Below are 25,940 nucleotides of genomic sequence, written 5' to 3'. Positions count from 1 at the left end.
GACGCGACGTCGAGACGTGGGCACTCGATGGTTGAGCGCTCACTTGCTCACGTTGAGAAGTGGGCACTCGATTGGGGACGGCTAGTGCTGGGCGGCTCCGGCGAGGGCGGCGAGGGCCTGGGTGAAGCACTGCTCCGGGGGCGTCACGAGACCGGCGCCGACCTGTCCGGTGCCGGCCACGCGCCCGGCCATGCCGGTGTTGATCTGGGGCAGGATGCCGGTCCTCGCCACCGACGTGACGTCGATGCCGGTCGGCGTGCCGCGGAACTCGAGGATCGGCACCTGATAGGCCGTGTGCTCCCCCACCGTGATCTCGTACATCCTCTGCGTGGCCCGCAGCGCGAACGGCACGTCGCCGCCGACGAACTTCACGATCGCCGGGGCCGCTGCCATCGCGAAGCCGCCGATGCCGGCCGTCTCGGTGATGGCGGAGTCGCCGATGTCGGGGTTCGCGTCGTCGGGGCCGTAGGACCCGAGGAAGAGTCCCTCCGGCGTGTTGGCCGGCCCGATGAACCACTGGTCGCCGGTGCCCGAGACCCGGATGCCGAAGTCGGTGCCATTGCGCGCCATCGTCGTCACCACGGAGGAGCCCGGGATGCCATGAGCGGCAAGGGTGCTCAGCTTGCAGGCCGGCATGCCGAGGTTGAGGAAGAAGTGCTCGTTGGCGCCGGAGAAGCGCACCGCCTCGGCGATGTCCGTCGACGACGCGTCGGCCGTGATCATGGTCGGGAGCAGCTCGCGCAGGAGCATGAGGGAGCCGGCACGGTTGCGGTTGTGGCCCTCGTCGCCCATCTGGAGCATCTGGGCGATGATCGCCTTGATGTCGATCGACCCCTGCTGCTCGACTAGGGCACGGACGGCCTGCTGGAGGATCGGGCCGAGGACGGTGTTCATCCACCGCAGCCGGTCGATGACCTCGGGCCCGTAGGCGCCGTAGCGCAGCACCTTGCCGAGCCCCTCGTTGAGCGAGCACCACGACGTGTTGTCGTGCACCTCGTCGCGCAGCTCGTAGACCCACATCGACGGGCTGATGACGCCGGCCATCGGGCCGACGGCGTCGCGGTGGTGGCACGGCTCGAGCGTGATGCCGTCACCCTTCTCGAGCTTGGCCTCGGCCTCCTCGGCCGTCTCGGCGAGGCCCTCGAAGAGCATCGCGCCGATCAGCGCACCCTTGAGCGGCCCTGAGGCGCGGGCGAACTCGATCGGCGGCCCGGCGTGCAGGAAGGTGCCGCGCTCGAGCCCCAGCGCCTCGTGCGCGGGACGCACGTCGACGAGGTCGGCCCCGGCAGCCGTCATCCGGCGCAGCGCCTCGGCGTTGGCGGCGTCCCGCCGGGGGTCGGCGAGGACGCGCCCGAGGTCGCCGGCGGTGGCTGCCATCGGCGGCTGCCACGCGACCTCGGTGACCGGGACCGCTTGTGCCCGAAGGGCATCCGGGAAGAGCGACACACCGGCGGCTGCGACGGAGACCTCGTGGCCGAGGAGTCCGTGGAGCGGTTCGTCGCCAGCACTCGCCTGGGCCGCAGGCTCGTTCGCGTATGCCGTCTCGCTCGTCGCGCGTGACGGCTCCGTGACGTGGTGGCCGAGCAGGCGCACGGCTGCGCGCGTGGCGGCAGCGTTGGACAGCATGACGACGGCACCGGCCTGGACGAGGCGCGCGGCGCTCTGCTCGAGGCCCTGGGGGTCGCCCTCGGAGCCGGTCAGGGAGACGACGACGTCGAGGTGACGGCCGTCGGCGGCAGCCGCCTCACGTGCTGCACGGATCGCGTCGGCGAGCTCGGGCGCGGGGTGCGCATGGGCGCCGTGGCCGAGCACGAGGTCGAGGAGCAGCACGCCGCACGTCGGGTCGGCGGCTTCGACCGCGATCCGCTCGAGCCTCAGGGAGGGGTCGATCATCGGGTGCGCGCGGCCGACGGTCATCGTGTCGTCGCCGAAGTCGATGACCACGTGCCCGGGGTCGGTCAGGTCGGCGCCGAGGGCGAGCTCGGGGCGCAGCGGGATGTTGGACCTGATGTCGCCGAGCACCTCGCCGGCAACGAGCATGGCCTCGTCGGCGAGGGTGCCACCGCAGAAGAGCCCGCGCAGCGAGCCCCCCTTCACGGCAGCGAACCGCCCCTCGACCGTGAGCTCTGACCAGTCGTCGTCGGAGACGCCGGGCCGCCACGTCTGCCAGGTCTCGGGCACGTCGTGACCGGTGGCGGCCAGCGCCGCCTCGACCGCGGCGGTCAGGTCGGGTCGACCGGCCCCCAGCGTGGCCCAGTGGACCGGCTTGCCCAGGGTGGCGGCATACGACTCCAGGTCGGCGAGGACCTCGGGAGCGGGCGGCTTGGACACGACGATGATCGACGTGGTCTCCGGGTCGGCCGCGAGCGCGGCGAGCGCCTGCTTAGTCGAGCGGGCGGCGACGGCCGAGCTCAGGTCGCGGCCCCCGACGCCGAGGCAGTGGCTGATGCCCACGCCCGCGGCGTCGAGCAGGCACATGACCTGCTGCGCGCCGGTGCCGGAGGCGGCGACGAGCCCCACCGAGCCGGGCCGCACGACGTTGGCGAAGCCCAGCGCGACGCCGCCGACGACGGCGGTGCCGCAGTCCGGCCCCATGACGAGGACGTCGGCTGCGGCGGCGGCATCCTTGAGCCGCACCTCGTCCTCGACGGGCACGTTGTCGCTGAAGACCATGACCGACACACCGGCCCGCACGGCGTCGAGCGCCTCGGTCGCGGCGTGCTCACCGGGCACCGACACGAGCGCGAGGTCCGCCCCCGAGAGCCGGATCGCGCCACCGAGCGTCCGCGCCGCCGGCGCCTCACCGAAACCGCCGGAACCGCTTGCCGCAGAACGGTTCTGCGTGAGGGCACCCTCCAGCGCAGCCAGCCCGGCAGCGATGCCGGCCCCGTCGCCGCGGATCGCGACCACGAGGTCGTTGGGCGCCGACTCCGGCACGTCGAAGCCCATCCCCCGGATGACCTCGAGGTTGAGCTCGGTCGCCATGGCGACCTGCGCCGCCTCGACCCCGGGGGCAGCGGCGACGGTGCGTGAGACCTGCATCAGGGTCACCGAGTCCAGGTAGGCACCGGTTCTCAGCTCGACGTGGTCAGCCACGGTGGGCTCCTTCGTGGGGTGTTGGTCGGGGTGTTGGTCGGGGTGTTGGTCGGGGTGTGGTTGCGGAGACGGACGGGAGGGCGTCGACGGCACGCAGGGCGCCGCTGACGCCGGACAGCAGGTCGCGACCCGAGGAGTGCCCGATGGCGAGCACCCGGTCGACGAGGGAGAGGATCGCCCCGTCCGACGGGTCAGTCGACCGGACCGAACCGGCCGAACCGGCCCGTGAGCCGGTTTCCGGCCCGTCGTGCCGGTCGGTTGACCCGGCCCCGACGACGAGGGTGACGAGGCGGGCGACGTCCGGGACGGCATACCCCGTCCCGGCAGCGACGAGCAGGGCAGCGGACAGGCTCGTCGTCCACGGCAGCACCTGGCGGACCGCGGTGCGCACCGACGAGAGGGCGGCGCGCGCCTCCGGCCGGTCGACGGCCGAGAGCGTCAGCAGCACGCCGCAGAGCGCGTCGTCGCCGCTCGGGGTCAGCCCTCGCCCGACGCCGATCAAGCCACGCACGCCCGGGTCGACAGGGCGGACCGCGAGCGCGGCGGTCGTGAGGTCGTGGGCGAGGTCGCCGAGGAGTCCCGGCTCGGGAAGCGCAGCGACGCCCGCACCGCGCGGCAGCGGGCGCACCGGGGACGGCCGCGACAGCCGGGCGGCCACGACGTCGGCACGAGGCAGGCGGACGCGCCCCTCCCCCACGACGACGAGGTCGCCGGGCTCGACGCCCCAACGGATCTCGGTGGACGGCAGCGCCAGGCGCAGACCGATCGGCAGCGCGACCGCGTCCGAGGCGAGGACCGCAAGCACCCGCTCGTGCGTGCCGAGCCCGACATAGAGACACGTGGGGAACGCCGCGAGCACGCGACACCGCCGGGCAGCCCCGGCCACCTCGCCCGCGACGAGCGGCGACACGGCGGCGGGCAGCAGCGTCAGGTCGAGACCTGCACCCATCCGCACCTCCTGTGTCGCGCGACCCGTCAGACCGGTGTCGTATGCCGTCCCGCTCGTCCCGGTCGGTCGCTCGGTCGAGTGCCCGGCCGGGCGACCGTCGGGACCGGACGGGGCCGCCCAGGACCACGGACCGGACCGTTGCGGTGACGCTACCGACGGTGGGTATGGTGCGCTCATGGTGAAAGTTGCCAACGATGTGCCTCTGTCCGAGGGTGACTTGCCAGCGGCGACGAGTCCCGGCGACCCCGAGCCCGAGGTGTCCGGCATCTCCCTGCGTCTCATTGCCGGCCTCGCCGCGACGGCCCACGGCGTCGTCCGCGCCGAGCCGCCGCGCCTCGACGTCAGCGTCGACAGCACGACGCAGCTGCGCTCGGCGGTGCGTGACGCCCGCAGCGGCGCCCGCCTGACCCACCGGCTGGTCCTCGCCGATGCAGCCGCCCTCGCGGACCAGGACGGCGACGCCGCCACGATCGGCGAGGTCATCGCGACCCTCGACGCCTCCGGGTCCGCCGGGCTCGTCGTGTCCGGCCTCAGCGGCGGTCCGCTCGCGGCCCTCGTGGCTGCCGCCGAGTCGACCGGGCTCCCCCTGATCGACGTGCCGCTGGACCACATCGCCACCTTCACCACCGAGGTGCTGAGCGCGATCCTCGAGCACCAGACCGCGATCCTGCGCCGGCTCGAGGACGCCGACCGCGCCCTCGTGCAGATCGTCCTCGCCGGCGGGTCGCTCGACGACCTCTGCGAGCAGGTCGTCGGCTTCCTCGACGGTGCCGCGATGGTGACGACGACCGACGGCCGCGTCATCGCCCGCGCCGGGTCGCAGCGCGAGCTCGACCACGCGCTGTCGCTCGAGTGCTTCGACCGCACCGGCCGCCTGCTCACCGAGGCCGAGCCGATGGGCCCGCGCCCCGACGGCCCGACGGCCAACCGCTCCGCCGTGCGCATCGTCGCCGGGCACCTCGACCACGGCGTCCTCATGGCCTTCTGCAGCCACCGGCACCTGACGGTCGACGACGTGCGCCTGCTCGAGCGCGCCGCGACGGTCGCGGCCCTCGCCATCACCAAGGACCAGGCGGTCTCGGCGGTGGAGAGCAAGTACCGCGCCGAGTTCCTCCGCGACGCCCTCGCCGGCCGCGCCGGATCGCCCGTCGACGCCGTCGCCCACGCGAGCTCGCTCGGCTGGGACATCGACCGCCCCATGGTCGTCGTCGTGGCCGAGACGGACGAGGACGACGACCGCTCGACGCGCGACGCCGACGAGGTCCGCTTCCTCCAGCAGCGCTTCGCCCGGGCCTGGACGCATGCCGTGGCGGTGCGCGACGCCCGCTCTCCCGTCATGGGATTCAGCCGCGAGGTCGTCGCGCTCATCGGCGTCCCGGCCGAGGCGGAGACCGACCAGATCATGCGGATCGTCGGCGAGTACGTCCGCGTCGTGCGCGGTGACGGCGGCGGCGGCCGTCGGTCGTTCTCGGCGGGGGTCTCGCGGCCGATCACGTCCGCCGCGGGCCTGCCCCACGCATACGACGAGGCCCTGTCGGCCGTCACCGTCGGCCGGCAGATGCACGGCGACGGTGCGCTCACCCACGTCGACGGGCTCGGGATCTACCGCCTGCTCGCGCTCATCCCCGACGGCGCCGACCTGCGCCGCTTCGTCCACGAGTCGCTGCGCGAGCTCGCCACCGACGACTCGCCAGAGTACGCCGGGCTGCGCCAGACCCTGAGCATCCTCATCGACACGAACATGAACGTCGCCGAGACCGCGCGCCTGCTCTTCTTCCACTACAACACGCTGCGCTACCGCATCGGCAAGCTCGAGAAGATCCTCGGCCCGTTCACCACCGACCCCGACCTGCGCCTGACGCTCGCCCTCGCGCTCAAGATCCACCAGATGCGCGGCATCTGACGCTCCACCGCGCCCCCGACAACCCCGCCCCGGCGGACTTGATGCGGCCCCACCACCGCCGCGCCCCCGAAACCTCCGCCCCGGCGGACTTGTTGCGGCCCTCACCCGCTACCCCACCCCGAGAACCCCGCCCCGGCGGACTTGTTGCGGCCCACTCACCTACCCCACCCCGACAACCCCGCCCCGGCAAAGCTGTCGTGCCACGGACCGACGTGCGCGGGGCGGACGGCCGCGCCACACGGCATACGTCATGACATGCCAGAGGGGTTCCGTCGGCGTGTATCAACGTTTGACGAACGCAATCCCCTGAGGTGGGAGTAGTTTTCGGCCATCCCGGTCTGGGACGTGACCCACATCACCGCATGTGGCAACCATAGGAGTCGGAATGGCTTTGGGCTGGAAACTGCACGGGGACGGCAAGACGATGGGCCCCGACGACGTCGTCGCACCTGACGAACGGCTGTCGTGGGGCAAGACGATCGGTCTCGGTGCGCAGCACGTCGTCGCGATGTTCGGTGCGACGTTCGTCTTCCCCCTGATCATGGGCCTCAACGCGCAACTCGCGATCATGATGAGCGGCATCGCGACGATCTGCTTCCTGCTGATCGTGAACGGCAAGGTCCCGAGCTACCTCGGCACGTCGGCGAGCTTCGTCGGTGCCGTCGCGGCCATCCGGGCGCAGGGCGGCACCTCGCAGCAGGTGACCGGCGCGATCCTCGTCGCCGGCCTCGTCCTGGCGCTCGTCGGCGTGGCGATCCACTTCCTCGGCTCGTCGGTGCTGCACAAGGTGCTGCCGCCGGTCGTGACCGGTGCGGTCGTCATGCTCATCGGCTTCAACCTCGCGCCGGTCGTGGCCAACATCTACTGGCCCCAGGACCAGTGGGTGGCGCTGCTCGTCATGACGTTCACCATCATCTGCGCCGTGGCCTTCAAGGGCTTCGTCAGCCGCATCGCGGTGTTCCTCGCGCTCATCTTCGGCTACGTGATCTCGTGGCTCTTCGACAAGATGTTCGGCCAGATCACGTCGTACGACGCGGGCGCCGGCAAGATCACGACGCACTTCCGCACGAACTTCGACAACCTCGCGAGCCAGCCGTGGTTCGGCCTCCCGCCGTCGACGACGACGGGCGCCGACGGCAAGGAGATCGTCGGCATCCACGCGCCGTCGTTCTCGGTCGCCGCGATCCTGCTCGTGCTCCCGGCCGTCATCGCCCTCATCGCCGAGAACACCGGCCACGTCAAGGCCGTCGCCGAGATGACGAAGACGAACCTCGACCCGTACATGGGCCGCGCCATCGCCGCCGACGGTGTCGGCACCGTCATCGCGAGCTCCGTCGGCGGCTCGCCGACGACGACGTATGCCGAGAACATCGGTGTCATGGCCGCCACCCGCGTCTACTCGACGGCTGCCTACTACGTGGCGGCGATCGTCGCGATCGTCTTCGGCCTGTCGCCGAAGTTCGGCGCGCTCGTCGCCTCGGTCCCGGGCGGCGTCCTCGGCGGCATCACCGTCGTGCTCTACGGCATGATCGGCCTGCTGGGCGCGAAGATCTGGAAGGAGAACGGGGTCGACTTCGGCAACCCGATCAACCTCGTCCCGGTCGCAGCGGGCATCGTCATCGGCATCGGCAACGTGTCGCTCGTCTTCAGCTCGGACTTCTCGCTCGGCGGCATCGCGCTCGGCACGATCGTGGCCGTCGTGGCCTTCCACGTGGCCCGCGCCCTCGCTCCGGCCGACCTGCGTGAACGCGCCGACGCAGCAGGAGGCACGATGATCTCGCTGGGCGAACGGGAAGGGGACTACGGCGACGCCGACGGCATCGACGACCTCTACCAGGACCACCCCGGCGGACCGGACCTGCGCCGCCGCTGAACCAGCGCACCTGAGCACCGGCCCGTGGGCCTCCGATCTCGGATCGGGGGCCCACGGTCGTTCAGGGCAGAAGTTGCCAAAAGCCCACGTGCAGCGATTCACAACGATCACTAGTCCCCACCGGGGGTCGGAAGGCAGGATCGGTTCGGTGAAGCCCGCCCCCTTCGAGCACCACGCACCGCTCACCGTCGAGCAGGCCGTCGCCGTCCTCACCGAGGTCGGTCACGACGGCAAGGTCCTCGCCGGCGGTCAGAGCCTCATCCCGATCCTCAACATGCGCCTCGCGTCACCGGCCCACCTGGTCGACATCAACCGCGTGGCCGGGCTCGACACCGTCGAGGTGACGCCCGATGCCGTACGCGTGGGCGCCCTCGTGCGCCACGCCGGCCTCGAGCGCTCCGAGAGTGCGTATGCCGCCCTCCCCCTCCTGCGCCAGGCGCTCGTCAACGTCGCCCACCCCGCCATCCGCAACCGCGGCACGACCGTCGGCTCCATCGCGCACGCCGACGCGGCCGGCGAGATGCCCGCGATCCTCGCGCTGACCGACGGCGTCGTCGAGGTCGCGGGCCCGACCGGGTCGCGCGAGATCGCCTGGTCCGACTTCTTCCTCGGCGCGCTGGAGACCTCGCTCGCCGCCGAGGAGCTTGCCGTGGCAGTGCGATTCGGCCGCCTCCCTGCCGGCACCGGGACCGCGTTCACCGAAGCCGCGCGCCGCCACGGCGACTACGCCATGGCCGGCGTCGGGGTGACGGTGACCGTCACGGACGGCGTCGTCTCGGGCGCCCGCGCCTCGTTCGTCTCCGTCACCGACGTGCCCTCGGTGCTCGACCTGGGGCCGGCGCTCGGTGGCGTCGAGCCGGGGTCGGGCGCGTGGGCCTCTGCCCTCGACGACGCTGCCGAGGCGGTGCGCGACCACGTCGACCCCGAGGGCGACATCCACGCCAGCGCCGACTACCGGCGCATGCTCGTCACGGAGCTGACCCGCCGGGTCCTCCCCCAAGCCGCCGACCGCGCCACGACCGCGCCGAACGCAGCGTTCGATCGCGAAAGCGCTGTTACAACACTGAGTTCGACACCGAACGCTGCGTTCGGTGGAGAAGGAGCCAGCGATGACTGAGACGACGAGCGAGACCCTCCACGACGTGACGGTCACGGTCAACGGCGTGCGCCACTCGGCCGCCGTGCCCGCGCGCCGCCTGCTGTCGGACTTCCTCCGCCACGACCTCGAGCTGACCGGCACCCACGTCGGCTGCGAGCACGGCGTCTGCGGCGCCTGCACCGTCCTCGTCGACGGCCAGCCGATGCGCTCGTGCCTGATGTTCGCCGTGACGGCCCAGGACCACGCGATCACGACGGTCGAGGGGCTCTGCTCGGCGCCGGACGCCCGCGTGGCCCCGACCGGTGAGTCGATGAACCCGGTCCAGCAGGCCTTCGCCGAGTGCCACGGCCTCCAGTGCGGCTTCTGCACCCCGGGCTTCCTCACGACGGTCACGGCCTACCTGGAGGAGAACCCGTCGCCGACGAGCGAGGAGGCGCGAGAGGCGATCTCGGGCAACCTGTGCCGCTGCACGGGCTATCAGAACATCGTCAAGAGCGTCCTCCGCGCCGCCGAGATCAAGGCCGAGCGCGCCGGCGGCGCGTCGGGCGAGGAGCAGTCATGACGACCCAGATGTTCGGCGCGCCGATCAGGCGCAAGGAGGACCCGCGCCTGGTCACCGGCGGTGGCCGCTACCTCGACGACCTCGGCCACGACGCCCTCGCCGCGGCCTTCGTGCGCAGCCCGCACGCCCACGCGCGCATCGTCGACATCGACGCGTCGGACGCCATCGACGTCGAGGGCGTCGTCGGCATCTACGTCCACGAGGACCTGCCCCGCAGCGTCGGCGAGCCCATGCCCCTGCTCATCCCACACCCGACCCTGACCCACGGGCGCACGGGCTACGCCCTCGCCAAGGACCAGGTCAACCACGTCGGTGAGGCCGTCGTCATGGTCGTCGCGACCGACCGCTACGTCGCCGAAGACGCCTGCCAGCGCATCCGCGTCAGCTACGAGCAGCTGCCCGTCGTCGTCGGCATCGAGACGGCGCGCGACGGCGACCTGCTCGTCCACGACGACGTGCCGGGCAACGTCGCGGCGCACATGCTCCAGGAGGTCGGCGACGTCGACGCGGCCATGGCCGCCGCGCCGCACACCCTGACGCTCGACCTCGACATCGAGCGCAGCGCCTGCATGCCGATGGAGGGCAAGGGCGTCTACGCCCGCTGGGACACCGAGCGCGGCGAGCTGCGGATGTACTCCTCCACGCAGACCTCCACCGGCGTCCGCGCCGCGGTCGCCGCTCGGCTCGAGCTGCCGCTGGCCAAGGTCGAGTGCATCGCGCCCGACGTGGGCGGCGGCTTCGGCGTCAAGATCATGCACCCGTGGCCGGAGGAGGTGCTCGTCCCCTGGGCGGCGCGCCTGCTCGGACGGCCCGTCAAGTGGGCCGAGGACCGCCGCGAGCACTTCATCTCCTCGGCCCACGAGCGCGGCCAGCTCCAGCGCGTCACCGTCGCGTTCGACGACGAGGGCCACCTGCTCGCGCTCGACGTGAAGTTCTGGCACGACAACGGCGCCTACACCCCCTACGGCATCATCGTCCCGATCATCACGTCGACCCAGCTGCTGGGGCCCTACAAGCCGGGCACCTACCGCTGCGAGTTCTGGTCGCTCTACACGAACACCGTCCTCGTGACGCCCTACCGGGGCGCGGGGCGTCCGCAGGGCTGCTTCGCCATGGAGCGCACGATGGACGCGATCGCCGACGAGCTCGGCCTCGACCGCGCCGAGGTCCGGTCGCGCAACTTCATCCTCCCCACCGAGATGCCTTGGGACCACGGCCTGCTCTTCCAGGACGGCCGCCCGCTCAAGTACGACTCGGGCGACTTCCCGGCGAGTCTCGCCAAGCTCAAGGAGCTCGTCGGCTGGGACGACTTCGCCGACTACCGCCGCGCCGCCGAGGCCGAGGGCCGCAAGGTCGGGCTCGGGATCGGCTGCTACGTCGAGGGGACCGGCGTCGGCCCCTACGAGGGCGGCCACATCCAGATCGAGACGAGCGGCCGCGTCAACGTGTCGACCGGCCTGACCTCCCAGGGCCAGGGCCACGAGACCGTCTTCGCGCAGATCGTCGCGCAGGAGCTCGGCGTGCGGATGGAGGACGTCCACGTCACGACGGGCGACACCCGCAAGATGGCGTATGCCGTGGGCACCTTCGCGTCGCGAGCCGCGGTCATGAGCGGCAGCGCCATCGCCCTCGGCGCCCGCAAGGTGCGCGAGAAGGCCCTGCGCATCGCCGCGGATGCTCTCGAGGTGTCGCCCGACGACCTCGAGATCGTCGAGGGCACGGTGCGCGTCAAGGGTGCGCCGGCGACGTCGATGAGCCTCGGCACGGTGTCGGTGCTGTCCAACCCGCTGCGCTACGCGTTCGATGAGGCGGCCAAGGCCGCAACCCAGTTCGCCGGCACCTTCGACCCCGACAAGCCGCCGGTCGCCGAGGGCGAGGAGCCGGGCCTGGAGGGCAAGGGCTTCTACTCCCCCACCCAGGCCACCTTCGCCAACGGCATGCACGCGGCGATCGTCGAGACCGACCCGGTCACCGCCGAGATCAAGATCCTGCGCTACTGCGTCATCCACGACTGCGGCACGATGATCAACCCGATGATCGTCGAGGGCCAGGTCCACGGCGGGGTGGCCCAGGGCGTCGGCGGCGCGCTCTACGAGCGGATGGCCTACGACGAGTCGGGTCAGCTGCTCAACGCCTCGTACATGGACTTCCTCATGCCCTACGCCTCCGAGGTGCCGACGATCGAGGCCGACCACCTCGAGACGCCCAGCCCGCTGAACCCCTTGGGCATCAAGGGCGCCGGCGAGGCGGGCTGCATCCCGGTCACCGCCGTCATCGCCTCGGCCATCGAGGACGCCGAGGGCTTCCCGATCACCCGCATGCCGATCTCGCCCTACGAGCTCTGGGAGCTGCGCCGCCGCCACGCCGACGGCGAGATCCCGTCCCTGCACCGCCTCTCACGCACGTCATCGAAGGAGCCGTCCGCATGAAGATCACCGGATCCGCCACTCTCGCGGCCGACCCGCAGCAGGTGTGGGACGCCTTCCACGACCCGGCCGTGCTCGCGCGCTGCCTGCCGGGCTGCGAGCGCCTCACCGAGCTCGGCCCCGACCACTACGCGATGACCGTCACGGCGGGCGTCGCCGCCATCAAGGGCACCTACGACGGCGAGGTCTCGCTGCGCGACCCGCAGCACCCGGACTCCTTCACGATGAAGGCCTCAGGTGCCGGCGCGCCGGGCACCGTGGACGCCGACGTCGTCGTGCGCCTCGCCCCCTCCAACGGCGGCGGCACCGACCTCACCTACGACGCCGACGCGTCCGTCGGTGGCGTCATCGGCGGCGTGGGCCAGCGGATGCTCGCCGGCGTCACGAAGAAGATGGCGGGCCAGTTCTTCTCGGCTGTCGACGCCGACATCTCGGGCGTCCGCGTCGCGGCCCCGAGCGCTCCCGCACCCGTCCCGGTGACCGCGGCACCCGGCATACCCAGTGGTGCCCCTGCGCCCGTGTCGTATGCCGGCCGGCCCACTCCCGCAGGCCCGTTCGCCGGGCGCGACTTCGCCCTCGGCGTCGTCACGGGCGGCGTGGTCGCGCTCGTCGGCGTCGTCGTCGGCTGGGCCGTCGGACGGAAGGGCTGACGATGCGCGCGTTCACCGCCGCGGCCGTGCAGGTCGCTCCCGTGCCGGCTCCGCTCAGTGCCGAGACGATCCGGACCAACCTCGAGACCTGCGTCGAGATGACGCGCCGGTGCGTCGAGGCCACGGGCGCCGAGCTCGTGGTGCTGCCCGAGACGGCGAGCACCGGCTTCACCCCCGGCTGCTCCAAGGAGGAGCTCTGGGACCTCGTCACCGAGCTGCCCGGCGCGATGATCGAGCCGATCCAGGCCGTGGCCCGCGAGCTCGGCGTGCACGTCTGCTTCGGGACCTACGAGCGTGGGCCCGAGCGGGGCGTCGTCTACAACTCCTCGGTGCTCATCGGCCCGTCGGGCGACCTGCTCGGCACCTACCGCAAGACGCACCCGTTCTGCTTCGAGATCGTCAGCGGCGGTGGGTGGGTCACCCCGGGCGACACCGTCACGGTGTGCGACACCGAGCTCGGTCGCATCGGCATGATCATCTGCTTCGACGGCGACTATCCCGAGCTGTCGCGGATCCAGGCGGTGCAGGGGGCCGAGGTCATCTGCCGACCCTCGGCGCTGCTGCGCTCGGCCGACATCTGGGACCTCACGTCGCGGGCGCGCGCCTACGACAACCACGTCTACGTCATCGGCGCCAACGCCGTCGGCGCCGACCCGGCCGGGGTGCTGTACTTCGGCAACTCGCACATCGTGACCCCGATCGGGCACATCGTGGCCAAGGCCGCGACGCACCCGGGCTGGGTGACGGCGCGGCTCGACCCGGCCGAGGCGCTCTCGTCGCTGACGCCCGGCTCCAACGTCGGGCAGGCCTTCGACCACCTGCGCGACCGCAACCTCGACCTCATCCGCAACCACCGGGCCGAGCTCGAGGGCGCCGCGGAGACGTCGTTCCCCCACGCCCCGATCCACCGCGGAGACGCCGGCTGACCGACGCGGGTCTGCCGACCGACGACCGTTGGTCGACCGAGTGCTGCCTGACCGGCGTGTCGCACGGTGTGTCGCGCCGGGCGCGCACCAACGGTCGTTCGTGCGCGCCTCGGGCGACGCTCAGCCGGGGCCGCCGGACTCGAAGCGCCGGAGCAGCTCACGGATGGCCGCCATCTCCTCGTCGAGCGCCCGGCGCCCGGCCCCGGTGATGGTGACCCACGTGCGAGGCCGCTTGCCGGCGTAGCCCTTCTCGACGTGCACGAGCCCGCTGCCGGCGAGGACCTCGATGTGGCGACCGAGGTTGCCGTCGGTGAGCTGGAGCAGCTTCTTGAGATAGGTGAAGTCGGCCTTCTCCGTCTCGGCGAGCACGGCGAGGATCCCGAGACGCGCCTTCTGGTGCACGACGTCGTCGAGACCGCTCGTGGGGTGCGGCGTCTCGTCGCCGTGCCCGCCGACGGGCCCGTTGCCGCTCGCCTCGGCGGGTGGTGCGTCGCGAGCGCTCACGGCGTCACCGGCGCGCCCTGATCCGCTCGGCGGGCGCGCAGCCCCACGACGACCATGGCGACACCGAGGGCGACCTGGGCGACCAGGCCTCCCCAGCCACCCACCGCCAGGACGACGTCGGTCGGGAGCCGCACCAGGGTCAGCAGGTCGTAGAGGCGGTTGTCGAAGAAGCCGAGCGAAGCCAGCACCGTGACCACCCCGAACGCCAGCGCCCACGCGGCAAGGCGTCCGTTGTGCCGGCGCCAGCCCACGAGCAGCAGCGCCAACGCGATAACCGCGCTGGGCGCCAGCACCGACACCATCGTCAGCGGCATGAGGAACGGGACCCACACGAAGATGCCGTTGTAGGCCACGAGGACGAAGACCGCGACGGCCGCCGCGACCCACGCACCGGCTCCGGCGCCGGCACCGAGCCGCCGGCTGCGCACGCCGAACCAGAGGCCGATGGCGAGCAGTCCGAGGGCGCCGACCGTGCCCCAGTACGTGTCGACGATGTTCGTGAAGGCCATCTCGCCGTCGGTCGCGCTGCGGCTCTCCCCCGGGCCGAGGTCGCGGACCATCCACCACAGCCAAAGACGTTGCAGCGCAGCGGCGGCCACGGTCAGCGGGCCCAGGACGAGCAGCGGGATCGCGAGTCCCTGGGTGTCGCGCCGGGCGACGCGGCGCAGGTGCTGGGTGCGCGCGAGGGCCTCCTCGGCGGCAGCCACCTCCGCAGCTCGCGCCGGCGGGGTGGGGTGGGTCTCGTTCATCGGAGCGTCCTTCCGTCACCGGAGCGCCCCTGTGCGCTCGATGCGTTCACTCTGCATCGCAGAGCGCTCGTGCGTCAAGAGTTCTCGGCGACGTCGACCTCTGCGGTCACTCGTCGTGGGGCAGCACGATCGGCGGCGGGGTCGTCGTCGGCTCGCTCCCCCGACGGCCACCCGAGGTCCAGTCGTAGACCACCGACGTGCGCAGCAGCACGTCCGGCAGCGACCGGTTCTCCGGGCTGACGAGCACCCAGAAGAGCAGGACCGGGAACGCCACGCACAGCAGCGCACGGAGCAGCGCCCGCACGAACCCGACGCGACCCGTCCCGTCGCCGACGACACGCAGGCCGAGCAGGCGGTTGCCGACCGTCCGCCCCGTGGTGGCCCACGCGACGGTGAGGTATGCCGTGAGCACCCCGAGCACGAGGAGGAGCAGTCTCAGGCCGCCCGGGTCGGGGAAGCGGAACGACGCGGGCCCCAGGACGAAGACGGCCCCGGACCACACGGCATACCCCAGCGCGACGCCCAGCACCGCGACGACGAGGTCGACAGCCCCCGCCGTGGCACGCGTGACGATCCCGGCGCGGTGCCCCTGGACCGAGCGGGCCGGGCCGGGCAGCACCATGCGGGACATCGGACCGCGATCGGGGGTGGGCGAGGTCATCGCGGCCTGCCGGTTCAGACCGTCGTGCCGGGGATGACGGGACCGCCCGGGAGCTCGGTGCCCGGCAGGGCCGGCCCGGGCGTGCGGGGGCGACGACGGAGCATCCGGTCGACGACGTGCGCGACCCGCTCGTCCGCGCTGACGCCCTGCCACCTGACCTCGCGGATGCTCTCGGAGGCCATCGCCCCGGACGAGCTCTGGATGATGCCGGGCAGGTCGATCCCCTCGACGACGAACTCGGCGAGCGCCACGAGGTCGAGCTGCGCGACGACGGCGTCGAGGTCGAGTCGCTGCGCGATCGCGTCCACGTCGACGCGGTCGACGATGGCCTGGATGTCCACGCGCGCCACCGCCCGATCCAGGTCCGCCCGCGCCACCACCGCATCCACATCCACCCGGTCCAGGATCGCCCCGATGTCGACCCGCTCGACGGCTTGGTCGAGGTCCACCGCCCGCACGACCGCGTCGAGGTCCACGTGGTCGAGGACGACGTCGGTGAGGTCCACGAGGTCGAGCACGGCCTCCACGACCGCGGCAGCGACCCGTCGCTCCGCCTCCTCCGCGCGGAGGCCGAGCTCCCGACGCCGCGACCGACCGACCCGGAGCACGTCCTGGGTCCGGTCGGCGCTCCAGACACGGTCGCCCAGACGGCTCAGTGCCGACGTCACCGACGACGTGACGACGCCGGCGACGGCGGTGAGGAGGACCGGAGGACGAGCGCGGTCGACGACCCGGCCGGCAGCCTCAGCGCCGACCGAGGCGAGCCCGAGCAGCAGGTCGGCGACGTCGGTCGGCGTCAACGGCGCGAACCGTGTGACGGTCCGGGCTCGCCCGACCCCGTGCGCCGCGGTGTCGTCCATGCATCGTCCTCATCGGCTCGGGCGCCGCGACCGGGACGGGCGACGCCGGTGACTCGTCCTGCCTCCAGCATGCGACCGGCGGCGGCGCACGACATCACCCTCGACGAGTGAAGCCGGGCACATGGCCCACCACGACCCGCCGGTCGATGGGTTCAGGACGACGCGGCGCGCAGCTGCGCGGCCCGCCCGGCGAGGTGGCGCTGCTCGGCCTCGTTGGTCGCGGTCGCGGCAGCCCGTTCCAGCAGGTCGGCCGCCGCGTCCGCCTCGCCCGCCATCTCGAGCAGCTGGCCGCGGACGGCCAGCCACCGGTGCGTCGTGCCGAGCCGGCTCTCGACCCCGTCGACGACGTCGAGAGCCGCCTGAGGCCCCTTGGCCATCGCAACGGCCACCGCGCGGTTGAGCGTGACCACCGGGTTGCCGGTGACGTCCTCGAGCAGCTCGTAGAGCGACAGGATCTCGTCCCAGTCGGTGTCGGCCGCCGTCGCCGCCCGGTCGTGGACGGCGGCGATGGCCGCCTGGAGCTGGTACTCCCCCACCGCGGCGTGGGTCATGGCCCGGCCGAGCAGCTCAGTCCCCTCCGTCACCAGGGCGCGGTCCCACCTCGACCGGTCCTGCTGCGGCAGCGGCACGAGCCGACCCGAGGCGTCGCTGCGTGCCGGACCACGTGCCTCGAGCAGCAGCATCAGGGCGAGCAGCCCGAGCGCCTCCGGATGGTCCGGGACCGCCGCGACGAGCATCCGCGTCAGGCGGATCGCTTCGCCCGACAGCGCAGTCCGCTGCAGCGAGCTGCCGTGCGAGCTCGCGTATCCCTCGTTGAACAGCAGGTAGAGGACGTGCAGCGCGGACCGCAGGCGGGCGTCCCGGTCGTCAGCGGACGGCATACGAAAGCCTGCGCCGGAGGCGCGGATCGTCGCCTTGGCGCGGCTGATCCGCTGGGCCATGGTCGCCTCGGGCACGAGGAAGGCGCGCGCGATCTCGGCGGTCGTCAGGCCACCCACGGCGCGCAGCGTCAGCGCGATCGCCGACGCCGGTGTGAGCGACGGGTGGCAGCACAGAAGAAGGACCGTGAGGCTGTCGTCGTGGTCGGCGGGGTCGTGCGCCGGCACCTCCCAGGCGATGACGCGCGCCTCGCGGTCGCGCCGGGCCGCGTCGCTGCGCCACAGGTCGACGAGGCGTCGCGAGGCCGTTGTGACGAGCCAGGCCCGGGGCTCGCCGGGGACGCCGTCGACGGGCCAGTGGCGGGCGGCCGCGAGCAGCGCCTCCTGGACTGCGTCCTCGGCCGAGTCGAAGTCGCCGAACCTCCGGCTGACGATGCCGACGACCTGCGGCGCGAGCGTGCGCAGCAGGTCGTCGACCGTGAGTTCAGCGCTCAGCGGGTGCCACCGGCGGTGCGCAGGAAGGCGTCCATCTCCTCGGTGTCCGCCGGCGCCTGCTCCATGACCTGGCGCACGTGGATCGGCTGCCGGGTCGGCACACCGCCGCGGCCGGGCACGGCCGACATGCGCGACGCGATCTCGAGGGCGCGCTCCTCCGAGTCGACCTCGACGACCTGGAAGCCGGCCAGCCACTCCTTGAACTCCTGGAACGGCCCGTCCGTGACGACGGGTGCCACCCCGTCCGACCGGACGATCTTCGCGAGGTCGGGCCCGGTGAGGATCGTCGACGAGACCAGCTCGCCGTTGGCCTCGAGCTCCCCGAGGAGCTCGCCGTAGTAGTCGAGGTGTGCCTGGACCTCCTCCGGAGTCCAGTCCGACATCGGGGCCGGGTCGTCGCCGGCCTGGAAGTCCACACCGATGAGGTACTGCGTCATGTCCCACTCCTTCGTCGCGTCGTGCCAGCGTGGCACGCTCACCCGGGGACGGAGCCCGGGGCGCGCCCTCGACATGCGCAGCGGTCCCGGCGAGGCCATCGGGCGAGCCCTGTCGAGGATTGGCCCATAACCGGGCAGGTGTTGGCACGATGTGCCAACGCCGGGCAGGTACCCGCGCCGGTTGAATCCTCACCATGACAGCGAGCACCTCCCCCGTCCGCCGGATCCGCATCGGCATCGACACCGGTGGCACGTTCACCGACGTCGTCGCACTCGACGAGGACTCGGGCGAGCTCGTCACGACCAAGACCCCCTCGACCCCGAGCAACCCGGCCGACGGCTTCCTCAACGGCGTCCGCAAGGTGCTCGACCTCATGGGCGCGAGCGGCGACGACATCAGCGCCGTCTCGCACGGCACGACGGTCGCGACCAACAAGCTGCTCGAGGGCAAGGTCGAGGCGCTCGGCTTCGTCACGACCGAGGGCTACGAGTTCATCCTCGAGATCGCCCGCCAGGCCGTCCCCGACGGCTACGGCAACTCCTACTTCTGGGTCAAGCCCCCGCGCATCGTCCCGGCCGACTACGTCAAGACCGTCGGCGGCCGGATGGACTTCGAGGGCAACGAGATCCGACCCTTCGACGAGGAGCGCGCCGTCGCGGTGGCCCGCTGGTTCAAGGACCGCGGCATCACAACGATCGCCGTCTGCTTCCTGCACTCCTACGCCGACGACAGCCACGAGCTGGCGATGCGCGAGGTGCTCCGCCGCGAGCACCCCGAGGCCGTCGTCTCGATCAGCTCGGAGGTGCTGCGCGAGTACCGCGAGTACGAGCGGTCGATGACGACCCTCGTCGATGCTGCCGTCAAGCCCAACGTCTCGCGCTACGTCCGCAACATCCACGACCGGCTGGCCGACTTCCTGGCTCAGCCACACCCGTCTTCCGGGGGGGACACGGGGGGCGAAGCCCCCCGTGCGTTCCCCTTCTACGTCATGAAGAGCAACGGCGGCGTGCTCTCGGCCGACGAGGTCGTGCACCAGCCGATCACGACGGTCCTCTCCGGCCCGGCGGCCGGGGCCCTGGGCGCCGGCCTCATCGCCAGCCGCGCCGGCTTCGACAAGGTGCTCACCTGCGACGGCGGCGGCACCTCGACCGACGTCTCCGTCGTCCTCGCCGGAGAGCCGACCCTGACGACCGAGGGCAGCGTCGGCGCCTACCCGAGCAAGATCCCGATGATCGACGTCGTCACCGTCGGCGCCGGCGGCGGCTCGATCGCGTGGATCTCCCCCGAGGGCTCGCTCAAGGTCGGCCCGCAGTCCGCGGGCGCCGACCCCGGACCGCTCTGCTACGGCAAGGGCGGCACCGAGCCGACGATCACCGACGCCCACGTGACGCTCGGCCGCATCCCCCCGCACCTGCTGGGCGGCGAGATCCCCCTCGACGTCGACGCGGCCCGCGCCGGCATCACCGAGCTCGCGGGCCGGCTCGGCCTCGACTTCGAGCGCTGCGCGACCGGCATCCTCGAGATATCCGCGTGGAACCAGGCCAACGCGCTGCGCCAGGTGAGCGTCAAGCGGGGCCTCGACGTCCGCGACTTCATGCTCGCGACGTTCGGCGGCTCCGGTTCGCTGCTCGCCTGCCGCCTCGTCGACATCCTCGGCCTCGCCGGCGTCGTCGTGCCGCAGAACCCGGGCAACGTCTCGGCCTTCGGCCTGCTCACCGTCGACGTCAAGAACGACTACGTCCAGACCGCCGTCTCGCGCCACTCCTCGCTCGACCACGCCGCGGTGCAGAAGACCTTCGACGACCTGACGGCCAAGGCCGCGAGCGCCCTCGACGGCGAAGGCTTCTCGCGCGACAGCCACCGCTACACGCGCACCGTCGACCTGCGCTACTTCGGCCAGGCCTACGAGGTCCGCGTCGCGGCCCCCGAGGGTGACGTCGACGAGGCGTATGCCGCGGGCGTCGCCTCGCGCTTCCACGACGAGCACCGCGCGCTCTACGGCTACGACTTCCGGAACGACCCGACGCAGCAGGTCGAGTGGGTCAACCTCCGCGTGACCGGCGTCGGTCCGATCACGCGGCCGGAGCTGCGGGACCTCGCGCCGTCCGACGGCGCCGCCGACGTGCGCGAGCGGGCCCACCGCTCGGTCCGGCCCGTCTGCTTCGACCCGGAGGACGGCTACGTCGACACCGACGTCTGGTGGCGCCCGGACCTGCTCGCCGGCGACGTCATCGAGGGCCCCGCGATCGTCGAGGAGTTCGGCTCGACCGTGCCGGTCCACCCCGGCTTCGCCGTCCGCGTCGACGCGCTCGGCAACCTCGTCATCACCCGAACCACCGACTCGACCACCGCCCCCACGACCGAGATGGAGGCCTGACATGTGCTTCTCCTGCCAGACCGCCGCGACCCGACTCGCCCCCGTCGACGCCGCCACGGGGTCGCAGCACCCTGACGCGTCGGTCCCCCACGACGGCGCCCCGGTGAACCCGGCAGGGCTCCCCACGGCATACGAGCACGGCAACCGCCTGACGCCCGAGGGCAGCTCGGTCGACCCGATCCTCGTCGAGATCGTCGAGGGCACCCTCGCCAGCGTCGAGATGGAGGTCGAGACGGCCATCGCGCGCACGTCCCGCTCGCCCATGATCCGCGACGCGCACGACTTCCGCGCCGGCATCCACGACCGCCAGCTGCGCAAGCTGACCGGCCGCTCCTACAGCGCGCTCGTGCACCCGATCGCCCGCGACTTCCCGCTCGACGAGATGAGCGAGGGCGACGTCTTCTTCCACAACGACGTCTACGAGTCCGAGGGCGGCATCGGCCACCTGCCCGACCTCTGCGTCACCGTCCCTGTCTTCTCCGGAGGCGAGGTCGTCGCGTTCGTCCAGGCGTTCGGCCACCACGACGACATCGGCGGCGCCGTGCCCGGCTCGATGCCGAGCAACGCGCAGACGGTCTTCGAGGAGGGCCTCTCGGTCCCGCCGATCAAGCTGTGGGACAAGGGAGTTCCCAACCAGGCTGCGCTGCGCATCATGACGCGCAACAGCCGCATGCCTGACAGCCTCGCCGCCGACCTCGACGCCGAGTGCTCGGCCTGCCTCATGGGCGCCCGCCGCCTCGGCGAGCTCTTCGAGCGCTACGGCCGCGACACCATCGAGGCCGCCTTCGACGCGATCCTCGACAAGACGACCGAGACCTACCGCCGCGAGATCCTCAGCAAGATCCCCGACGGCACCTACGTCTGGGAGGACTACGCCGAGCACGACGGCGTGGACGAGCCGATGCTGCACACGCAGCGGATCACCCTGACGAAGCAGTCGACCGGCGGCCCCGGCCCCGGCGACGGCGGCCCGAAGCTGATCATCGACTTCACCGGCACCGCCAAGCAGGCCAAGGGCCCGATCAACCACTGCGGCGACTACGTCGGCGGCAACTTCCTCAAGAAGTGGCTCGCGCCGATCCTGCGCAACCTCGCCGACACCCCCGAGCGGATGGCCGAGCTCGACGTCAACGAGGGCATCGTGCCGCTCATCGAGATGAAGTTCCCCGAGAAGGGCACGCTGCTCACCCCGATCTACCCGGCGCCGACCAACGCCCGCACCTTCGTCATCCTGCGCCTGCTCGGTGTGCTCGCCGGCGTCGTCGCCAAGGCCGTCGACGGCAAGATGCCCGCCGACCAGGAGACGATCCGCTACACCGGCGTCTACGGCAAGGACCGCGACGGCAACGACTACCTCATGCGCGAGGTGCTCGGGGGCGGCTCCGGCGGGCGCTACTACGCCGACGGCGAGGACACGATCCACGTCGTGCCCGACAGCCGCAACCTGCCGACCGAGTTCACCGAGAGCCGCTTCCCGTTCATCGTCGAGCGCCTCGGCCTCGCCGTCGACTCCGGTGGCGCCGGCCGCCACCGCGGCGGCCTCGGCTACGAGAAGCACATCCGCATGCTCAAGGACGCCAACTTCATGTCGATCGCCGACCGGTCGATCCTCGCCTGCTGGGGCGTCAAGGGCGGCAAGGCCGGTCGCCCCTTCGAGGTGACCGTCGACGTCGGCGGACCCGAGGAGCGCACCGTCGACGCCCTCGCCGACGCCGAGGTCGTCAAGGCCGGGCAGGTCATCCGCATCCGCACGACCGGTGGCGGCGGGTGGGGCGACCCGCTCGACCGCCCGTACGACGAGGTCGAGCGCGACCTCCGCTGGGGCAAGGTGTCGTTCGACGGCGCGCGCCGCGACTACGGCGTCGTCGCGACCGGTGACCTCGAGAGCCCGGTCATCGACACGGCCGCCTCGGACGCGCTGCGGGAGCAGCTGCGGGGCGACCGGGCCGAGGAGCAGCCGTTCTTCGACCGTGGGCCCGGCTACGCGACGCTCGCCGCCGGACAGACGGCGGCGGATGTCGACTGGGTCTGACCATGACGACGGTCCTCGTGATCGGCGCGGCCGGCAAGACCGGTCGCGCCGTCACGGCCGCCCTCACCTCACGTGGTGTCGACGTGCGCGCTGCCGTACGGTCGGCGCGACGCGCCGAGACAGCGTATGCCGTTGGGGCCCGGTCGATCTCGGTCGTTGACCTCGAGACGGGGTCGGGTCTCGACGAGGCCGTCGCTGGGGCCGACGCGGTCTACCACCTGGCGCCGAACGTGCACCGGGACGAGGTGGGCATCGCCGACCGCGTCGCCGGCGCCGCTGCACGAGCAGGCCTGTCCCGTTTCGTCTTCCACTCCGTGCTGCATCCCGACGACCCGTCGATGCCGCACCACCTGCGCAAGGCGGCGGCCGAGAAGGTCGTGCGCACCCACCTGCCCGGGGCCACGGTGCTGCGCCCCGCGGCATACCACCAGAACCTCGTCGACGCGGCTCTGGCTGGGCGGATCACAGTCCCCTACTCGCTCGACTCCCCGTTCACCAACGTCGACCTCGCCGACGTCGCCGAGGTGGCGGCGACGGTGCTGACCCGCCCCGGCCACGAGGGCGTCACGTACGACCTCGCCGGCCCCGAGGTCCTCTCCGTGCGCGACCAGGCCCACGTCGCGTCGGACGTGCTGGGACGTCCCGTGGAGGCCGTTCGGGTCGAGATCGACGAGTGGGTCGCCGGGCCGGGCGCGTCCCTGACCGCGCAGGCGCGGGACGACCTGCTCGCGATGTTCGCCAGCTACGACCGGGGCGGGCTCGTGGGCGACTCCTCGACGCTGCGCCGCCTGCTCGGGCACGAGCCCAGGACCTGGGCGCAGGCGCTCGAGCCGGCCTGACGGCCGAATCCGTCGACGCGTCAGTCGATGTCGCGTTCCTCGATGGTCTGTCGCACCGTGCTCGTGGGCGTCGTGGCGCCGCCCGGACGCTCCTCGCGCGTGATGACACGCTTGCGCTGGGTGCCGTTGCGCCCGTGCCAGATGAGCAGGCCGCCGGCGACCATGAGGATGATCCCGACGGTGGGCAGGCTGATGACGGACGTGTTGGCCCGGACCGCGAAGGTCAGGATGGCCCCCACGACCGCGAGCAGGACTCCGACTCCCACGTGTGCCCACCTCTTCGCTCGAGCGATGACGCCGGACGGCGCCTACCGACATTATCCCCTCGTACCCGGTGGACGACCACGGCGCACGTCGGGACGGATCGCCCGTCGCCCCGCCTGGGCCGACGGCATACATCTGCCAATGTGGGCGCCCTCATTGGGCAGGAGGTGACAACGCGGGGGCTCGTCCGCGCTCCCTAGGCTCACGCCATGACGACGGCCCCGGCAAGCCCGACAAGCAAGGACGTGCCATGAGAGTGCTCGTGGCACTGGGCGGCAACGCCATGACGGGCCCCGACGGCAGCGCCACCCCCCAGGCGCAGCTCGACGCCATCGCCGTCGCGAGCCACCACCTCGCGGAGCTCGTCGCAGCCGGGCACGAGGTCGTCATCACCCACGGCAACGGCCCCCAGGTCGGCAACCTCCTCGTCAAGAACGAGCTCGCCGCGCACGTCGTGCCGCCGGTGCCGCTCGACTGGTGCGGTGCCCAGACGCAGGGCACCATCGGCTTCACGCTGCTCGACACGCTCGAGTCCGCGCTCGCCGACCGCCACGTCGAGCGACCGGTCGCCGCCATCATCACGCGCACCCTCGTCGACGCCGACGACCCCGGCTTCACGCACCCGACGAAGCCGATCGGACGGTTTCTCCCACGCGAGCAGGCCCAGACCCTCATCGACCACGGCGAGCGCTGGGAGGACCGCGGCGACAAGGGCTGGCGCCGTGTCGTCGCCTCCCCCGAGCCCGTCGAGGTCCTCGAGACGCACACGCTCCACACACTCCTCGCCGCCGGTTACGTCGTCGTCACGGCCGGCGGCGGGGGCATCCCCGTGGTCCGCGACGGCGACGGCGCCGTCCACGGCGTCGAGGCCGTCATCGACAAGGACCTGACGGCCGCCCTGCTCGCCCGCGCGGTCCACGCCGACGCGCTCGTCATCGCCACCGACGTCGCGCACGCGGTCGCCGGCTGGGGCACGCCCGACGCCCACGACATCGGCCGGGTCACGCTCGACGAGATGGAGGCGTATGCCGCGCAGGGCCACTTCGCGTCGGGCTCCATGGGCCCGAAGGTCGAGGCGGCGATGCGCTTCGTCCGCGCGGGCGGCTCCCGCTCGATCATCACGGCCCTCGACCAGCTCGCCCCGGCCATCGACGGCCACGTCGGGACCGTTATCGAAAACCCTGAAAGAGAAAGGTGATTCACGTGCCCGAAGCCATTGAGGTGCGCAAGGTCCCCATCCACTCGGTCGCCGACGCGTCGGAGCTCGCCAAGCTCATCGACGACGGCGTCATGGAGGCGAGCCGCGTCGTCGCCATCATCGGCAAGACGGAGGGCAACGGCGGCGTCAACGACTACACGCGCATCATCGCAGACCGCGCCTTCCGCGAGGTGCTCGTCGAGAAGGGCGCCCCGGCCGACCGGGTCAAGCAGGTCCCGATCGTGTGGTCCGGCGGCACCGACGGCATCATCAGCCCCCACGCCACGATCTTCGCGACCGTTCCGGCCGACAAGGCCGAGCAGTCCGACGAGCCGCGCCTCACCGTCGGCTTCGCCATGAGCGAGCCGATCAAGCCCGAGGAGATCGGCTACGTCGCGATGGTGAGCAAGGTCGCCGACGCGGTCAAGGTCGCCATGGAGCGCGCCGGCATCACCGACCCCGCCGACGTGCACTACGTCCAGACCAAGACGCCGCTGCTGACGATCCACACGATCCGCGACGCGAAGTCCCGCGGCCACGAGGTCTGGACCGAGCACACGCACGAGTCGATGGACCTCTCCAACGGCACGACCGGCCTCGGCATCGCCGTCGCCCTCGGCGAGATCGAGATGCCGACCGACGCGGACATCATGCACAACCGCTCGCTCTTCTCCTCCGTCGCATCCTGCTCCTCCGGTGTCGAGCTCGACCAGGCGCAGGTCGTCGTCGTCGGCAACGCCAAGGGCGTCGGCGGCCGCTACCGCATCGGCCACTCCGTCATGCAGGACGCGCTCGACGCCGACGGCGTGTGGGGCGCGATCAAGGACGCCGGGCTCGACCTGCCCGAGCGCCCGCACAGCAGCGACATCCAGGGCAGGCTCGTCAACGTCTTCCTCAAGTGCGAGGTGAGCCAGGACGGCACCGTGCACGGGCGGCGCAACGCGATGCTCGACGACTCCGACGTGCACTGGCACCGCCAGATCAAGTCGGCCGTCGGTGGCGTCACGGCGTCGGTGACGGGCGACCCGGCCGTCTTCGTGTCGGTCTCGGCCGCGCACCAGGGCCCCGACGGCGGCGGCCCCGTCGCCGCGATCGTCGACCTCGGCGAGGGCGAGCCCACCGGCTACCGCTGGACCCGCTGACAGCCGGCGAACGTCGAGA

At 72.1% G+C, this 25,940-nt stretch carries 21 protein-coding genes and 1 pseudogene; 12 read left to right on the top strand and 10 right to left on the bottom strand.

Annotated elements, in window-relative coordinates:
- Nucleotides 1-81 precede the first annotated feature (81 nt).
- Nucleotides 82-3,096, bottom strand: coding sequence for a bifunctional FdrA/YlbE family protein (locus IEY30_RS13045; RefSeq protein ID WP_030196914.1), 3,015 nt, complete (start codon nucleotides 3,094-3,096; stop codon nucleotides 82-84).
- A complete protein-coding gene (locus tag IEY30_RS13040) occupies nucleotides 3,089-4,045 on the bottom strand; it encodes an oxamate carbamoyltransferase subunit AllH family protein (protein WP_043416523.1) in 957 nt (318 codons plus the stop codon). Before IEY30_RS13040 ends, IEY30_RS13045 begins: the two co-directional genes overlap by 8 nt.
- 175 nt (nucleotides 4,046-4,220) lie before the next feature.
- Between IEY30_RS13040 and IEY30_RS13035 the strand changes: the two genes are divergently transcribed.
- The 7 genes from IEY30_RS13035 (at nucleotide 4,221) to IEY30_RS13005 (ending at nucleotide 13,484) form a co-directional block, all read left to right on the top strand.
- Complete coding sequence (locus IEY30_RS13035) at nucleotides 4,221-5,948, top strand: helix-turn-helix domain-containing protein (protein ID WP_229674980.1); 1,728 nt, start codon at nucleotides 4,221-4,223, stop codon at nucleotides 5,946-5,948.
- 385 nt (nucleotides 5,949-6,333) lie between these two features.
- Nucleotides 6,334-7,821 carry a uracil-xanthine permease family protein gene (locus IEY30_RS13030; RefSeq protein ID WP_030196907.1) on the top strand — a complete coding sequence of 496 codons (1,488 nt, stop codon included), beginning with the start codon at nucleotides 6,334-6,336 and terminating at the stop codon, nucleotides 7,819-7,821.
- A 148-nt stretch (nucleotides 7,822-7,969) separates the two neighbouring features.
- The gene (locus tag IEY30_RS13025; protein ID WP_030196904.1) at nucleotides 7,970-8,938 is read left to right on the top strand and encodes an FAD binding domain-containing protein; all 969 of its coding nucleotides are present in this window, start codon (nucleotides 7,970-7,972) and stop codon (nucleotides 8,936-8,938) included.
- Entirely contained in the window at nucleotides 8,931-9,482 is a 552-nt protein-coding gene (locus tag IEY30_RS13020) for a (2Fe-2S)-binding protein (protein ID WP_030196901.1), read from the top strand. Before IEY30_RS13025 ends, IEY30_RS13020 begins: the two co-directional genes overlap by 8 nt.
- A complete protein-coding gene (gene cutA, locus IEY30_RS13015; protein ID WP_030196898.1) occupies nucleotides 9,479-11,911 on the top strand; it encodes an aerobic carbon-monoxide dehydrogenase large subunit in 2,433 nt (810 codons plus the stop codon). The genes IEY30_RS13020 and cutA overlap by 4 nt, the downstream gene beginning before the upstream one ends.
- On the top strand, nucleotides 11,908-12,558 hold the full coding sequence (locus tag IEY30_RS13010) for an SRPBCC family protein (RefSeq protein ID WP_030196895.1): 651 nt from the start codon (nucleotides 11,908-11,910) through the stop codon (nucleotides 12,556-12,558). The genes cutA and IEY30_RS13010 overlap by 4 nt, the downstream gene beginning before the upstream one ends.
- A gap of 2 nt (nucleotides 12,559-12,560) precedes the next feature.
- The gene (locus IEY30_RS13005) at nucleotides 12,561-13,484 is read left to right on the top strand and encodes a carbon-nitrogen hydrolase family protein (RefSeq protein WP_030196892.1); all 924 of its coding nucleotides are present in this window, start codon (nucleotides 12,561-12,563) and stop codon (nucleotides 13,482-13,484) included.
- 120 nt (nucleotides 13,485-13,604) lie between these two features.
- On the opposite strand, the gene IEY30_RS13000 is transcribed toward IEY30_RS13005, so the two are convergent.
- From IEY30_RS13000 to IEY30_RS12975, 7 genes and pseudogenes are all read right to left on the bottom strand, one after another.
- On the bottom strand, nucleotides 13,605-13,988 hold the full coding sequence (locus IEY30_RS13000) for a winged helix-turn-helix domain-containing protein (protein ID WP_081920418.1): 384 nt from the start codon (nucleotides 13,986-13,988) through the stop codon (nucleotides 13,605-13,607).
- Nucleotides 13,985-14,737 (bottom strand): hypothetical protein, encoded by a 753-nt coding sequence (locus IEY30_RS12995; RefSeq protein ID WP_030196885.1) that lies wholly within the window; start codon nucleotides 14,735-14,737, stop codon nucleotides 13,985-13,987. The genes IEY30_RS13000 and IEY30_RS12995 overlap by 4 nt, the downstream gene beginning before the upstream one ends.
- A 106-nt stretch (nucleotides 14,738-14,843) precedes the next feature.
- Nucleotides 14,844-15,359, bottom strand: a complete 516-nt coding sequence (locus tag IEY30_RS12990) for an RDD family protein (RefSeq protein WP_081920440.1) — start codon at nucleotides 15,357-15,359, stop codon at nucleotides 14,844-14,846.
- A 53-nt stretch (nucleotides 15,360-15,412) separates the two neighbouring features.
- Nucleotides 15,413-16,258 (bottom strand): hypothetical protein, encoded by an 846-nt coding sequence (locus tag IEY30_RS12985; protein ID WP_052358446.1) that lies wholly within the window; start codon nucleotides 16,256-16,258, stop codon nucleotides 15,413-15,415.
- A 152-nt stretch (nucleotides 16,259-16,410) separates the two neighbouring features.
- A complete protein-coding gene (locus tag IEY30_RS12980; RefSeq protein WP_308423757.1) occupies nucleotides 16,411-17,364 on the bottom strand; it encodes an RNA polymerase sigma factor in 954 nt (317 codons plus the stop codon).
- A 51-nt stretch (nucleotides 17,365-17,415) separates the two neighbouring features.
- A pseudogene (locus IEY30_RS22185) lies at nucleotides 17,416-17,601 on the bottom strand (sigma factor); the annotation flags it as partial.
- A gap of 26 nt (nucleotides 17,602-17,627) precedes the next feature.
- A complete protein-coding gene (locus tag IEY30_RS12975; protein ID WP_030196873.1) occupies nucleotides 17,628-18,068 on the bottom strand; it encodes a YciI family protein in 441 nt (146 codons plus the stop codon).
- 194 nt (nucleotides 18,069-18,262) lie between these two features.
- Here IEY30_RS12975 and IEY30_RS12970 point away from each other — a divergent pair, with 194 nt between their 5' ends.
- Genes IEY30_RS12970 through IEY30_RS12960 form a run of 3 tightly spaced genes read left to right on the top strand, consistent with a single transcriptional unit; the run spans nucleotide 18,263 to nucleotide 23,317 of the window.
- Entirely contained in the window at nucleotides 18,263-20,446 is a 2,184-nt protein-coding gene (locus tag IEY30_RS12970; protein ID WP_030196871.1) for a hydantoinase/oxoprolinase family protein, read from the top strand.
- A gap of 1 nt (nucleotide 20,447) precedes the next feature.
- Nucleotides 20,448-22,478, top strand: coding sequence for a hydantoinase B/oxoprolinase family protein (locus tag IEY30_RS12965; protein ID WP_030196870.1), 2,031 nt, complete (start codon nucleotides 20,448-20,450; stop codon nucleotides 22,476-22,478).
- Nucleotides 22,479-22,480: 2 nt separating this feature from the next.
- Nucleotides 22,481-23,317 carry an SDR family oxidoreductase gene (locus IEY30_RS12960; RefSeq protein ID WP_030196867.1) on the top strand — a complete coding sequence of 279 codons (837 nt, stop codon included), beginning with the start codon at nucleotides 22,481-22,483 and terminating at the stop codon, nucleotides 23,315-23,317.
- Between the two features lie 20 nt (nucleotides 23,318-23,337).
- Here the strand turns inward: IEY30_RS12960 and IEY30_RS12955 are convergent, their stop codons facing one another.
- Nucleotides 23,338-23,583: a hypothetical protein gene (locus IEY30_RS12955; protein WP_030196864.1), complete on the bottom strand. Its 246-nt coding sequence runs from the start codon at nucleotides 23,581-23,583 to the stop codon at nucleotides 23,338-23,340.
- Between the two features lie 248 nt (nucleotides 23,584-23,831).
- On the opposite strand from IEY30_RS12955, the gene arcC reads away from it, so the two are divergent.
- Both arcC and bar read left to right on the top strand, forming a co-directional pair.
- Nucleotides 23,832-24,779: a carbamate kinase gene (gene arcC, locus IEY30_RS12950; RefSeq protein ID WP_030196855.1), complete on the top strand. Its 948-nt coding sequence runs from the start codon at nucleotides 23,832-23,834 to the stop codon at nucleotides 24,777-24,779.
- 5 nt (nucleotides 24,780-24,784) lie between these two features.
- A complete protein-coding gene (bar, locus tag IEY30_RS12945) occupies nucleotides 24,785-25,921 on the top strand; it encodes a barbiturase (protein WP_030196850.1) in 1,137 nt (378 codons plus the stop codon).
- Nucleotides 25,922-25,940: the final 19 nt, after the last annotated feature.

This window comes from Terrabacter tumescens, from assembly GCF_014646815.1.
Taxonomy (GTDB): Bacteria; Actinomycetota; Actinomycetes; order Actinomycetales; family Dermatophilaceae; genus Terrabacter; species Terrabacter tumescens.
Note: the sequence above shows the minus strand (reverse complement) of the source record. Positions and strands in the feature narration are given on the sequence as shown.

Excerpts from the sequence above, each read along its gene's own strand:
- IEY30_RS13040 (WP_043416523.1), bottom strand. The coding sequence starts at position 4,045 with ATGGGTGCAGGTCTCGACCTGACGCTGCTGCCCGCCGCCGTGTCGCCG.
- IEY30_RS13035 (WP_229674980.1), top strand. The coding sequence starts at position 4,221 with ATGGTGAAAGTTGCCAACGATGTGCCTCTGTCCGAGGGTGACTTGCCA.
- IEY30_RS13030 (WP_030196907.1), top strand. The coding sequence starts at position 6,334 with ATGGCTTTGGGCTGGAAACTGCACGGGGACGGCAAGACGATGGGCCCC.
- IEY30_RS13020 (WP_030196901.1), top strand. The coding sequence starts at position 8,931 with ATGACTGAGACGACGAGCGAGACCCTCCACGACGTGACGGTCACGGTC.
- cutA (WP_030196898.1), top strand. The coding sequence starts at position 9,479 with ATGACGACCCAGATGTTCGGCGCGCCGATCAGGCGCAAGGAGGACCCG.
- IEY30_RS13010 (WP_030196895.1), top strand. The coding sequence starts at position 11,908 with ATGAAGATCACCGGATCCGCCACTCTCGCGGCCGACCCGCAGCAGGTG.
- IEY30_RS13005 (WP_030196892.1), top strand. The coding sequence starts at position 12,561 with ATGCGCGCGTTCACCGCCGCGGCCGTGCAGGTCGCTCCCGTGCCGGCT.
- IEY30_RS12995 (WP_030196885.1), bottom strand. The coding sequence starts at position 14,737 with ATGAACGAGACCCACCCCACCCCGCCGGCGCGAGCTGCGGAGGTGGCT.
- IEY30_RS12990 (WP_081920440.1), bottom strand. The coding sequence starts at position 15,359 with ATGGTGCTGCCCGGCCCGGCCCGCTCGGTCCAGGGGCACCGCGCCGGG.
- IEY30_RS12985 (WP_052358446.1), bottom strand. The coding sequence starts at position 16,258 with ATGGACGACACCGCGGCGCACGGGGTCGGGCGAGCCCGGACCGTCACA.
- IEY30_RS12975 (WP_030196873.1), bottom strand. The coding sequence starts at position 18,068 with ATGACGCAGTACCTCATCGGTGTGGACTTCCAGGCCGGCGACGACCCG.
- IEY30_RS12970 (WP_030196871.1), top strand. The coding sequence starts at position 18,263 with ATGACAGCGAGCACCTCCCCCGTCCGCCGGATCCGCATCGGCATCGAC.
- IEY30_RS12965 (WP_030196870.1), top strand. The coding sequence starts at position 20,448 with ATGTGCTTCTCCTGCCAGACCGCCGCGACCCGACTCGCCCCCGTCGAC.
- IEY30_RS12960 (WP_030196867.1), top strand. The coding sequence starts at position 22,481 with ATGACGACGGTCCTCGTGATCGGCGCGGCCGGCAAGACCGGTCGCGCC.
- arcC (WP_030196855.1), top strand. The coding sequence starts at position 23,832 with ATGAGAGTGCTCGTGGCACTGGGCGGCAACGCCATGACGGGCCCCGAC.